Annotated in this window: 11 protein-coding genes and 1 tRNA gene; 1 reads left to right on the top strand and 11 read right to left on the bottom strand. The window is 38.3% G+C overall.

Annotated features, from left to right (window positions below; translation table 11 throughout):
• Nucleotides 1-65: 65 nt before the first annotated feature.
• From BAU15_RS13760 to rpoN, 8 genes are all read right to left on the bottom strand, one after another.
• Nucleotides 66-341, bottom strand: coding sequence for a GNAT family N-acetyltransferase (locus BAU15_RS13760; protein WP_161843307.1), 276 nt, complete (start codon nt 339-341; stop codon nt 66-68).
• A gap of 2 nt (nt 342-343) precedes the next feature.
• The gene (locus BAU15_RS13755; protein ID WP_161843306.1) at nt 344-616 is read right to left on the bottom strand and encodes a (4Fe-4S)-binding protein; all 273 of its coding nucleotides are present in this window, start codon (nt 614-616) and stop codon (nt 344-346) included.
• A 243-nt stretch (nt 617-859) separates the two neighbouring features.
• Complete coding sequence (eno, locus tag BAU15_RS13750; protein ID WP_161843305.1) at nt 860-2,158, bottom strand: phosphopyruvate hydratase; 1,299 nt, start codon at nt 2,156-2,158, stop codon at nt 860-862.
• A 125-nt stretch (nt 2,159-2,283) separates the two neighbouring features.
• Entirely contained in the window at nt 2,284-3,039 is a 756-nt protein-coding gene (gene tpiA, locus BAU15_RS13745) for a triose-phosphate isomerase (RefSeq protein WP_161843304.1), read from the bottom strand.
• 66 nt (nt 3,040-3,105) lie between these two features.
• A complete protein-coding gene (locus tag BAU15_RS13740; protein ID WP_161843303.1) occupies nt 3,106-4,296 on the bottom strand; it encodes a phosphoglycerate kinase in 1,191 nt (396 codons plus the stop codon).
• Between the two features lie 113 nt (nt 4,297-4,409).
• Nucleotides 4,410-5,411 carry a type I glyceraldehyde-3-phosphate dehydrogenase gene (gap, locus tag BAU15_RS13735; protein WP_161843302.1) on the bottom strand — a complete coding sequence of 334 codons (1,002 nt, stop codon included), beginning with the start codon at nt 5,409-5,411 and terminating at the stop codon, nt 4,410-4,412.
• Between the two features lie 40 nt (nt 5,412-5,451).
• A complete protein-coding gene (locus BAU15_RS13730) occupies nt 5,452-6,489 on the bottom strand; it encodes a sugar-binding transcriptional regulator (protein ID WP_161843301.1) in 1,038 nt (345 codons plus the stop codon).
• A gap of 202 nt (nt 6,490-6,691) precedes the next feature.
• Nucleotides 6,692-8,029, bottom strand: coding sequence for an RNA polymerase factor sigma-54 (gene rpoN / locus BAU15_RS13725; RefSeq protein WP_161843300.1), 1,338 nt, complete (start codon nt 8,027-8,029; stop codon nt 6,692-6,694).
• 58 nt (nt 8,030-8,087) lie between these two features.
• Here rpoN and BAU15_RS13720 point away from each other — a divergent pair.
• Nucleotides 8,088-8,159 (top strand) — tRNA-Arg (locus tag BAU15_RS13720).
• Between the two features lie 628 nt (nt 8,160-8,787).
• On the opposite strand, the gene BAU15_RS13715 is transcribed toward BAU15_RS13720, so the two are convergent.
• The 3 genes from BAU15_RS13715 to BAU15_RS13705 all read right to left on the bottom strand — a co-directional run bounded on the left by BAU15_RS13715 (nt 8,788) and on the right by BAU15_RS13705 (nt 12,775).
• The gene (locus BAU15_RS13715; RefSeq protein ID WP_161843299.1) at nt 8,788-11,154 is read right to left on the bottom strand and encodes a phosphoketolase family protein; all 2,367 of its coding nucleotides are present in this window, start codon (nt 11,152-11,154) and stop codon (nt 8,788-8,790) included.
• Between the two features lie 492 nt (nt 11,155-11,646).
• A complete protein-coding gene (rpoE, locus tag BAU15_RS13710; protein WP_161843298.1) occupies nt 11,647-12,261 on the bottom strand; it encodes a DNA-directed RNA polymerase subunit delta in 615 nt (204 codons plus the stop codon).
• Between the two features lie 76 nt (nt 12,262-12,337).
• On the bottom strand, nt 12,338-12,775 hold the full coding sequence (locus tag BAU15_RS13705; protein WP_161843297.1) for a YwiB family protein: 438 nt from the start codon (nt 12,773-12,775) through the stop codon (nt 12,338-12,340).
• Nucleotides 12,776-12,854: the final 79 nt, after the last annotated feature.

Genomic DNA, 12,854 nt, shown 5'->3' with positions numbered 1-12,854 from the left:
TTATTGCGTATATGTTTGTTAAATCGTACATATTCAACATTAACAAATGTGCTGCATCTGACTACTTATTTTCTCAAAACATCCGCATATTCAGGTTTTTGGTCGAATTCTTTTTTTGCGAATGGGCATAATGGGACGACCTTTTTATCGTCACGACGAGCTTTTTCAACCCCCGCCTTGACTAACTTTTCCGCTAATTTTTGGCCTCGATACGCTGGCTCAACAAAGGTATGATCAATAATCATAATCTTTTCTCCAGCATTCGACCAAGTCATTTCGCCGATTTCTCTTGAAGCATCATTTAATAGAACAAAGCGATTTTTTTCTTCTTTAATTTCCATGCTTATTCAACATCCTTTCGTATGTACTTTAAGGCACCACTAGGGCATTTTGCAATAATTTGCACCTGCTCATCAACTACAGCATTATCCGCTATAATCCATGGACGACGCCCTACTTCGTAGACCGCTGAATTCCCTCTCACACATTCTCCAGCATGGATACAAATATCCTTATTGTAATAGATATCGATCTCTTTTCCACTATATTTTCGATAACCGTTTGTGTCTAGCAATTCCTCAGTCACTGGTTGCCCATCAAACTTCTTTCCGTCCATTCTATTTTACGCTCCTTTTTTGCAATCAATGCATATTCATTCTAGCAAGTAATAATAGAAACTACAAATAATTGCACATGTGAACTATTAACGAAGTAGGATTTGTTGACACGATAAATCAGTTTCGGATTTTTATAATCACTACCTCCTCTTTCTGAACTACATATGAACCAATTTAATCAATCAAAAAAAAACACTCTCCAGTTTTATCCGAAGAGTGTTCCAAATTCATTTCGTTAAAAATTATTTGTTTTTAAGGTTGTAGAAAGATTTCAAACCTTTGTATTGAGCTACGTCACCTAATTGGTCTTCAATGCGAAGTAATTGGTTGTATTTAGCGATACGATCTGTTCTTGAAAGAGAACCAGTTTTGATTTGGCCAGCATTTGTTGCAACAGCGATATCAGAGATTGTAGAATCTTCTGTTTCACCAGAACGGTGAGATACAACTGCAGTGTAGCCAGCTTCTTTAGCCATTTCGATAGCTTCAAATGTTTCAGTTAAAGTACCGATTTGGTTAACTTTGATTAGGATTGAGTTAGCAATTCCTTTTTCAATACCTTCAGCTAATTTAGTTGTGTTTGTTACGAATAAATCGTCACCAACTAATTGAACGTTGTCGCCTAAAACTTCAGTCAATTTCTTGAATCCGTCCCAGTCGTTTTCGTCTAATCCATCTTCGATTGAGATGATTGGGTATTTAGCAACTAATGCTTCGTAGAAAGCGATCATTTCTTCAGTAGTTTTTTCGCCTTCGCCAGAATCAGCTAATACGTAAACACCTTTTTCTTTATCGTAGAATTCAGAAGCAGCAGCATCCATAGCAAGAACGATATCTTTACCAGGTACATAGCCAGCTTTTTCGATAGCTTCGATAATTACTTCGAAACCTTCTTCGTTAGAACCTAAGTTAGGAGCGAAACCACCTTCGTCACCTACTGAAGTTGCTAAACCTTTAGCTTTTAAGATAGCAGCTAACGCGTGGAATACTTCAGCACCCATACGTAGAGCTTCTTTGAATGTAGGCGCGCCTACAGGCATGATCATGAATTCTTGGAAGTCAATACTGTTGTCAGCATGAGAACCACCATTGATGATGTTCATCATTGGAGTTGGCAATACTTTAGTATTGAATCCGCCTAGGTAGTGGTATAAAGGTAATTCTAAGTAGTCTGCTGCTGCACGAGCGGCTGCAATAGAAACACCAAGAATTGCGTTTGCACCTAATTTACCTTTGTTAGGAGTGCCATCTAATTCGATCATTGCTTTGTCAATGCCCATTTGGTCAGTAACATCGTAGCCGATGATTGCTTCTGCAATAATGTTATTTACGTTATCTACAGCTTTAGTAACACCTTTACCTAAGTAACGGCCTTTATCGCCATCACGTAATTCAACAGCTTCGTATTCACCAGTTGAAGCGCCTGAAGGAACCATTCCGCGACCAAACGCACCGCTTTCAGTGTATACCTCTACTTCGATTGTTGGGTTACCGCGTGAGTCTAGGACTTCGCGAGCGTAAACATCAGTAATAATTGACATGTTTTGTCTCTCCTTTGAGTTTGTTTTTATCCTAAGGGATTTCTCCCCTTATGAACAATTTTAGTTAATTTTGAACCAGAGTGCAAATGTTTCTTGACTATTTTCAAAACTTTTACAAAATTAGACTATTTTACAGCGTCTAATAACGCTAAGAATGAGTCAGCTTCTAAGCTAGCTCCGCCGACTAAAGCACCATCAACGTTTTCTTTCGCCATGTATTCAGCAATGTTTTCAGGTTTCACAGAACCGCCGTATTGAATACGAACAGCTTCAGAAACTTCTTTACCGTATAATTTTTCAACAGTTGCACGAACCACGCCACAGATTTCATCGGCAATGTTAGCATCTGCAGATTTACCAGTACCAATCGCCCAGATAGGTTCATAAGCAATCACCATTGAAGAAACTTGTCCATCAGTTAAGCCAACAAGTCCGTTTGTGATTTGTCCTTCGATCCATTCAGAAGTTTTACCCGCTTCATAAGTTTCTAAAGATTCGCCACAACAGAAGATTGGCACCATGCCATTAGCAAAAATTGCTTTGGCTTTTTTGTTGATGTCTTCATCCGTTTCATGGAAATATTCACGACGTTCAGAATGACCAATGATTACATAGTCAAGACCTAGGTCAGAAAGTGCTGCAGGTGAAACTTCACCAGTGAACGCACCTGAGTTTTCCCAGTAGCAGTTTTGAGCTGAAATTTTTAATTCAGTTCCTTTTGCTGCTTCAACTAATTCTTGTAAAAATAAAGCTGGAGATCCAATAACTGAATCAACTTTATCATTTCCAGGAATTTTAGTTTTTACAGCTTCAGCAAAAGCTTTCGCTTCAGAAGCTGTTTTATTCATTTTCCAGTTACCAGCGATAATTGGTTTACGCATGAATGATTCACTCCTCATAGTTGAAGAGTCTATGGCCGCCTACTAAGCAACCACAGGCTCTATTAATTATTTATCGTTAATTGCAGCTAAGCCAGGTAATTCTTTACCTTCTAATAATTCTAAACTTGCACCGCCACCTGTTGAGATGTGAGTGAATTTAGAAGCAAAGCCTAATTGTTCAGCAGCCGCAGCAGAATCGCCACCACCGATGATTGTTGTTGCGCCTTCAAGGTTAGCGATGGCTTCACAAACGCCAATTGTTCCTTTAGCGAAGTTGCTCATTTCGAACACGCCCATAGGACCGTTCCAAACAACTGTTTTCGCACCTTTTAATGTTTCAGAGAACAAAGCTATTGTTTCTGGTCCAATATCTAGAGCCATTTGTCCGTCTGGCACATCGCCAACGTGGATTTCAGTTGGAACATCATTTGAGAATTCAGCAGCCGTTACTGAATCAACTGGTAAGACAAGTTTGTCGCCAGCTTTTTCAATTAATTCTTTTGCTAATTCTACTTTGTCTGCTTCAACTAAAGAGCTACCAATGTTCATTCCTTTGGCTTTGTAGAATGTATAAGTCATTCCGCCACCAATTAGAATTTTGTCCGCTTTAGGAATTAAGTTTTCGATTACGCCGATTTTGTCAGAAACTTTCGCGCCACCTAAGATTGCGATCATAGGGCGTTTTGGTTCTTCCACTGCTTCACCGATAAATTTAATTTCTTTTTCCATTAGGAAACCAGCAACTGTTGGGATACCAGTAGAAGCAATCCCTACGTTAGAAGCATGTGCACGGTGAGCTGTACCGAAAGCATCATTCACGAAAACATCGCCTAATGAAGCCCAGTATTTACCTAAGTCAGCATCGTTTTTGCTTTCTTTTTTGCCATCAATATCTTCAAAACGTGTGTTTTCAAAGACAACAACATCGCCGTCTTTCATAGAATTGATTGCTGCTTCTAATTTTTCGCCACGAGTTTCAGGAACGAAAGTAACTTCTTTGCCTAATAATTCGCCTAAACGTTTAGCAACAGGAGCTAAAGATTTACCAGCTTTATCTTCATCTGTTTTTACACGACCTAAATGTGAAAATAGAATCGCTTTGCCGCCTTGTTCCAACACATAGTTGATTGTTGGTAACGCTGCTTTAATACGTGTATCATCAGTGATTACGCCGTCTTTTAAAGGAACGTTGAAATCGACACGGACAAGCACTTTTTTATCTTTTAATTCGATATCTTTTACTGTCTTTTTAGCCATGAAAGAATTGCCTCCAATTGTAAATTTATTATCAAAAAAAGCGGAGAAGCGCGTCGCTTCCCCGCTTTTAGATTGTACAGTGTTTTGTTTTACACTCTTCAGTCGACTAAATCTTAAAGATTTGCGAAGTATTCTAAAGTACGAACTAATTGAGCAGTGTAAGACATTTCGTTGTCATACCAAGCAACAGTTTTCACTAATTGTTTGTCGCCAACAGTCATAACTTTTGTTTGAGTAGCATCGAATAATGAACCGAAAGTCATACCTACGATATCAGAAGATACGATTTGATCTTCGTTATATCCGTAAGATTCGTTTGCAGCTTTAGCCATTACTTCGTTAACTTCTTCAACAGTTACGTTTTTGTCAAGAACTGTTACTAATTCAGTTAATGAACCAGTTGCTACAGGAACACGTTGAGCAGCTCCGTCTAATTTACCATTTAATTCTGGAATTACTAGACCGATAGCTTTAGCAGCACCAGTTGTGTTAGGAACGATGTTTTCTGCTGCAGCGCGTGCACGACGGAAGTCTCCACCAGGGTGAGGTCCATCAAGAGTCATTTGGTCACCTGTGTAAGCGTGGATTGTAGTCATAAGACCTTCAACAACACCAAAGTTGTCTTGTAAAGCTTTAGCCATAGGAGCTAAACAGTTAGTAGTACATGAAGCACCAGAGATAACTGTTTCTTTACCTGTTAAGATGTCATGGTTAGTGTTGTAAACGATTGTTGGAACGTCATTTCCACCAGGAGCAGAGATAACAACACGTTTAGCACCAGCTTTTAAGTGTAATTCAGCTTTTTCTTTAGAAGTGAAGAAACCAGTACATTCTAATACGATATCTACTCCTAAGTCGCCCCAAGGTAATTCTTCAGGGTTACGGTTAGCAAGAACTTTAACTTCTTTGCCATTTACGTTGAATGAACCTTCGTGAACTTCTACAGTTCCGTTGAAACGTCCTTGAGTTGTATCATATTTTAACAAGTGTGCTAACATTTTAGCATCTGTTAAGTCATTGATTGCAACTACTTCGATTCCTGCTACATCTTGGATACGACGGAATGCTAAGCGTCCGATACGTCCAAATCCATTAATACCTACTTTAACTGTCATTTAAGATTTCCTCCTTATGAAAATCAAAAAAATATTTATTTTAAAGGGTTACCCCTTTTAAAATCACTTTTGCTGCGGCTTCATCTGTGATGAGCCACGTTTGTTCAGGTGCATTTTTCATGTATGCGTTAATTGCTTTGGCTTTTGAATGGCCGCCAGCAATCGCAATCACGATTGGGATATCTTGAATATCTTTTAATTGTAACCCAATCCGGGGAACTTTGTATACAACTTTGCCTGTTTCGTCAAAGAAATAACCAAATGATTCAGCAACTGCATTCTTTTGTTTTAACATCAGCAGTTCTTCTTCTGTCATCTTTCGACGAGCAGCCATGTGTAAGGCTCTCCCAATACTATGAATAACACAATTTGCCTGACTAATCAAGCCTAAGACCTCGTGAATTGAGGGCTCTTGTAAGAGAGAATTGTAAGTTGCCAGACTCAATTGCTCTGGAACATATAATGCACGGTAATTCCCTTTGGCTTTTGTCGCCATCATAGCACTGATTGAATTTGCTTGAACCGTGACAGCTTCACCAATCCCACCTCTTGCTGGAACAAATAGATTCTGACGTTTGTCTGTCTCTAAATTTGTTAAATGTTCAGCAACAGTCGCCATTGTTGTGCCACCCATTACGGCAATCACATTTTTGGCTTCAGGTAATAGTAACAACAAAGCGTCGTTTAGCGCTTCACCAAATTCATCCACAACTTTTTTCTGTTCATCACTGTCACCAGCAACAACCACACAACGCTTTATACCAAAGTACTCAGCCAGTTGTTTTTCAATTTGGTTCACTCCAAGAATTTGATTCATGATCTTTTCTAAATCCTGGTAAATATTCTCACCTTTATTAGTCAGCGTCATGCCACTCTTTGAAGTTTCAATCAATTGTAAATTTTTTAGCATGTCTGTTTCTGTACGCAGGACACGTTCAGTCATCCCCATACTTTCAGCTAAGCTACGTCGGCCAATTGGTTGCATCCAATAAATGTTCCGCAAAATTTGGAATCTTTCTTGAAGTACATCCATTACATCTGGAGCAATCGCTTCGATCATTTTCAATTCGTTAATCATAAGAGAACTCCTTGGTTGGACATTTTTTGTCCAAGATAGACTTAAAACGACCCATAGACACTAAAAAAAAGTGGAACGTCTTTTTATAAACAGTTTATAAAATAGAAAATCCATTCCTTACAAAAGTAAGTTTAGCAGTTTTTCATGATTATTTCAACAAAAAAAGCCGATAAATCGATAAAGATTTACCGGCTCTTTAAAATCAATGATCATATCGCTTTCTTTTTGAGGAGCTAGCTATGCCTAATTGATCTCTGTACTTAGCGACAGTTCTTCGCGAAATATCAATAGATTGCTCTTTTAATAGCTCCACAAGCTTCTGATCAGACAGTGGTTTGGCTTTGTTTTCTGCATCAACTAGCGCTTGAAGACTTCTTTTGACACTATCTGCAGAAAGCTCATCGCCATTCTCTGATTGGTTTGTGCCTAACTTATTTGTAAAAAACTTCTTCAATTCGAAAACACCAAAGTTGGTTTCAAGATATTTCCCATTGACCGACCGGCTGACTGTCGACTCATGGACACCGATAGCTTCAGAAATTTCTTTTAGCGTTAAAGCATTGATTGGACGTGTTTTATCGAAGAAAAATTCTTGTTGTCGTTCGATAATCGCTTTGGCAACATTCAAGATGGTATCTCCACGTTGAAGGAGTGTTTTTTGTAACCATTCGAATTCCTGTTGCTTTTCTTTTAGATACTTATTGACCTCTTTGTCGTTTTCTTGCTTCATACGGTCAAAGTATTTTTGTTGAAAATGAATTTCTGGCTGGCCTTTCTTATTGGACGTAACAATTAGTTGATCATCAACCACTTGGACTTTTACATCGGGAATAATATATAGTTCTGAAGTATTCCCAAAAATCGCTCCCGGAGTTGGTGTTAAGGTTTGAATATAATCAAATATTTTTTGAACCTCTTGTAAAGTAATATCAAACTGTTTTGTGATTATTTCCCATTTTCTTTGGGCAAGCTCAGTAAACTTCTCTTCTAATACAATATAGGCTAAAGCCGGCGCATGATCATCTCGTTCAGTTTGTAACATCAAACATTCTTGAAGATTGCGGGCCCCTACCCCTGCCGGATCCAACTGCTGCACCAAAGTCAGTGCATCGAGCATCTGAATTTCTGTCGCGCCAGTCTGCCGCGCTGCCTCTTCCAAATTGGTTGTTAAAAAACCATTTAAGTCAATAAATTCTAATAGATAGAGGACTAACGTTCGCAGATATGTTTCTCGATAATTGAGATGGACTTGGTCTAAAAGATATTCAAACAGCGACATATGCGTATCAGGAATTTGATTTAAGTAGTTAGATTTATCATCTGCACTATAATTGCTACTCGTTGTTCCAGACGAATAATCGGTTTTATAAATAGGCTCGACAAAATCAATCAAGGGATTTTCTAATGCTTTCGATTCGACAAATTCCGTTAATTCTTCACCATTAAACTGTAGAATTTGGATTGATTGTTGGAGCTGTTGCGTCATCGCTAATTTTTGCGTTTGCTTCTGTTGTTGAGAAAAATTTTGTTCAAATTTCATTTTTTGCTCCTTCCCCTTGTAATTTTCTTTCAAATCGGCTAAACTAATACTCGTGTCTGCGTCCTTAGTGTAGTGGATATCACCTGAGATTCCGGTTCTCAAGACGGGGGTTCGATTCCCTCAGGACGCATAATAGGTAGTAATTCCTTTAAAGCTTCTCATTTATTGAGAAGTTTTTTTGTTGTTATAAGAGTGACATAGCTAAATTTTGAGCGTCTTAAATACTCATTTGTTCATTCAGTAAACCATTTTACGCCTCTACTATAGTAACACAAATATTCCGAGCTGGAGCACCTGGCATTCGATATTTTTTACATAGTGATGTCTGCTAGTACCCCTGAAAATCACTCGCTCATTTAACAATGCGGATGTAGATGAATGATAGAAAGATAACTCAAGAATGATAATTCAGAGCTGTTTAGTCCATGGTAACACAAGTTACTATCAGAAGAATAGAGACGATGAACTGACTTTTGTAAACTTTACTAGCAGTCTGAAGGTAGCTGCCTAAAATCTCAGTGCTTGTTCCCTCTTTCAACTGTATAGTAGTTGCGTAATCAAGTAGCGACCAATTCATTCTTTAAAGTAGAATAAGAATCATAAAAAAGTGTGAAAATGTCTGCTTTTTAAATACTTATGGCTATTTGCGCATTTTGTAAAGCAAATAACGATGTAAAAAACTCTCTAATTTGCCATTCGCAAACTAGAGAGTTTTTGATATTAAGTCGTTTTATTTACATACACTTATATGCATTTTCTTATTTTAAAGCTGACCATTTCCAGTTAACTACTTCTGGAATGTCCACACCGTTTGCACGGATGTAGTCATGGTGGAAGCTCAATGTATCGTCCATTTTTTGTGCAAAGTCGCTGGCTTTATCACCTAGAGAGGCAACTGCTGCGTCTTTGGCAATATGGAAACGATCCATTTCAGAGAAGACACGCATATCAAATGGTGTAGTAATATCGCCATTTTCACGATAACCGTGAATGTGTAAATTATGGTTATGACGTTTGAAGAAGATATCACGTACTAATCCTTCATAGCCATGGAAAGCAAAGACAATTGGTTTGTCCGCTGTGAAATACGCATCAAATTCTTCATCTGTTAAGCCACGAGGATCTTGGTCAGGATGACGTAATTTCAATAAATCAACGATGTTAATGAAGCGAATCTTCAAGTCTGGGTATTGTTGATTTAAAATGGTCACAGCTGCCAAGGCTTCTAAGTTAGGTTCAGTTCCAGCTGCTGCGATTACCAAATCAGGTTCGTCATTGCCACTTGTTGAAGCCCAGTCGATAATTTTTAAACCATCTTTAACTAAGATTTCTGCTTCATCCGCTGAGTAAAATTGTGGACGTGGCTGTTTAGAAGAAACGATTAAGTTAATTTTTTCTTCAGAGCCTAGTGCTTCTTCCATGACTGCCATCAATGAGTTAGCATCTGCTGGTAAATATTCACGAATGAATTCTGGTTTCTTTTCAGAAAGATGTGTCAATAAACCTGGATCTTGGTGCGTATAGCCATTGTGATCTTGTTGGAATACTGTTGATGTCGCAATTAGGTTCAATGAAGGATACTGTTTGCGCCATTTATGATCAGCGGCTTTACGTAACCATTTGAAATGCTGAGTGATCATTGAGTCAACTACACGTAGGAATGCTTCATATGATGCGAAGAATCCATGACGACCTGTTAACACATAACCTTCTAAGAATCCTTCACACTGATGTTCAGACAATTGAGAATCGATTACTCGACCAGCTGGCGCAATCCACTCATCATATTCTGGTTTTTGTGCTTCCATAAATTGGCGGTTTGTGACTTTAAACAAATCAGCCATACGGTTTGATTTTGTTTCGTCTGGGCCAAAGATACGGAAATTGTTAGGATTTTCAACAATTAAATCTGTTGCAAATTTCGCAAACTCAGTCATATCTTGTGCTTCAACAGCGCCTGGCGTGGTCGTATCAACGGCATATTTTTTCCAATCAGTTAATTTCAACGGTTTAGGATCAATCCCACCATTTGTGATTGGATTTGTTGACATCCGGCGGTCGCCTTTAGGAGAAATCGCGCGGACTTCGTCTTTAATCGTACCATTTTCGTCAAATAATTCTTCTGGACGATAAGATTTTAACCATTCAACCAAGGTATCCACATGCTCCATATGATGTGCATCAACTGGGATTGGCACTTGATGGGCTCTAAAGCCGCCTTCGATTGGTTCACCATTCCAAGATTTAGGACCGGTCCACCCTTTAGGTGTGCGGCAGATGATCACTGGCCAAGCTGGCATTGTTGCGTCTTCGGCTTTACCAGCACGTGCTTCTGCTTGAATTGCTTTAATTTTTTCAATCGCTGTATCTAATGTCTTCGCCATCTCTGGGTGAACTTTCTCAGGATCTGTTCCACCAACAAAGATTGGGTCCCAACCAAGACCTTCAAAATATTTTTTCAAATCAGCATCTGATTTACGTTCTAGAATCGTTGGGTTAGAGATTTTCCCACCATTCAAATAAAGAATTGGCAAGACTGCCCCATCATTGACAGGATTGATAAATGAATTTGAGAACCAACCAGCAGCAAGTGGGCCAGTTTCAGCTTCACCATCACCAACAACGGCTGCAGCAATCACGTCTGGGTTGTCTAAAATTGCCCCGGTAGCATGTGAAAGTGTGTAACCAAGCTCGCCACCCTCATGAATTGAGCCTGGCGTTTCTGGCGCCGCATGAGAAGCGATCCCACCAGGGAATGAGAAAATTTTACACAATTTTTTGAAGCCAGCTTCATCTTGCGTAATTTCCGGATAGATTTCTGTATAACTGCCATCTACATAAGAATTAGAAACCATAACTTGTCCACCATGTCCTGGCCCTTCAAGGTATAGCATGTTCAGATCATATTTATTAATCACGCGGTTTAAGTGGGCATAGATAAAGTTTTGTCCGGCAATCGTGCCCCAATGTCCGATTGGATGAATTTTAACATCTTCCTCAGTAATTTCGCGTGTGAGCAATGGATTGTCTTTCAAATACATTTGTGCAACGGATATGTAATTACAAGCTCGCCACCAAGCATCAACCTTTGTAAGATATTCTTTTGAATCGAAATTTGTCGTCATAAAATTCGTATTCTCCTTTAAAAGTTTTTTTTACCTAAAACATATTGTTATTATAACCGTGCAGATTTATATGTCAAACTAGTTTTTAGTAAAAAATACTGAAATAAGAATTTTGTGGAAAGTTTGTGCAAAAATTGTGAGGTTAAGGATCGGTTTATCACGCGAATAATTAAGTTGTCCGGACAATTTTTTCACAGGATAAAAATTTTTTTATTAAATTTTATCGAATGAGCCTTTTTTTGAGTATTTGAGCATCAATCGACTAACTGAAACAGATTTTTGAAAAAGAATTTACAGGGAAATCTCGTATAGGTTAGACAGGATAATTTTAGCTTAATGTCTCTTGCCTACTAGATTTTTTAATTTTAGTTCTTTCTTATGGGGCTCAACTTTTTGCAAATAAATTGAGGGAGCAGTTCTTTCGAATGACTTATTACGCTATCGATTGACTTTTATAATCTCTTTTTGGCAAAAAAAAATAGACCAATTGGCCTATTTTTCTTCTTCATCTTCAAATTCGTCGTCGAATTCTTCATCTTCTTCATCATCATCGATGATTGTTAGATCTTCTTCGATACTTCCTGGAAGTTCTTCTTCATCATCAGAATCTGCGCCGATTTCTTTCAGATCTTTGTTGTATGCTGCGATTTCTTCTTCTTCATCGTCATCATCGTCTTCGAATAAATCATCATCATCATCGTCGACTAGATCAGCATCTTCTGGATCATCATCATTATAGTCAATTGCATCTTCATCACCAGTGATAAAGGCATTTACTTTTTTACGTTTGCGACGTTTAGGTGTTTCATCGTCTTCGTCTTCAAGTCCATGGTTGACTTCTTCATCAATTGAATCAAAGGCATACCAAGAACGTAAGCCCCAACGGTTATCCCCTAGTGAAATGAAGCTTCCATCAATATTCAAGTCTGTATAAAATTGCGCTAATGAATCGCGAATTTCACTATCTGTTTTTCCTAAGTAAGTTTGAATTTGGTTAGCCAAGTCAGAAAAATCCATTACATCCTCATGTTGTTCTAAAATTGCATGAGCTACTTCAATCATAGATAATTCATTTTTATTGACATCTTTAAATACGTTAATTTCCAAGCAGGACACGTCCTTTCACAGTCTATTCTTTATCATACAAAAACCTCGGCAAAAAAGCAATTCATTCTTGCAAATTTTATGCAGTAAAATCAAGAGTTAATAGATATTCCCCGATTTTATCCTCTGCCATATATAAATCATAATCAATCACTATTTTTCCTGAGATTGGTCGATCTTTTAGACTAAAACGCAAATTACGGGTAAATGTATGAATCGCCAATAAACCATAAGGGGTTTGATAATTGGTTTCTAGGCGCTCTTGATAACCAAATTTCAAGCGCATCCGCATTTCTCCCGCACGAATTAGCTGAATTCGTCCGTCTGGAGTAATTTTAATCGTTACTGGGACCTCTTCGCCCGTTTCTTCCTGTACTTCCTTGTAGCGTATATATAACGTGTCCGCCATTTTCACGACCTGACCTGTTAAATCGAAATAAAAATCTTGTACTTCCTGATTTTGAATCACCTTGGTTGCCAATTGAATGGACACAGGTATTCCATGTGTTAAATCCATACGACCCGATCTCCTTTACATTCTCTATTCTAGTTCAACCTTTTTTTTAAAATTAGAACCTCTATTTTATATTCTTCAT

This window comes from Candidatus Enterococcus huntleyi (assembly GCF_009933175.1).
Classification (GTDB): domain Bacteria; phylum Bacillota; class Bacilli; order Lactobacillales; family Enterococcaceae; genus Enterococcus_K; species Enterococcus_K huntleyi.
Note: the sequence above shows the minus strand (reverse complement) of the source record. Positions and strands in the feature narration are given on the sequence as shown.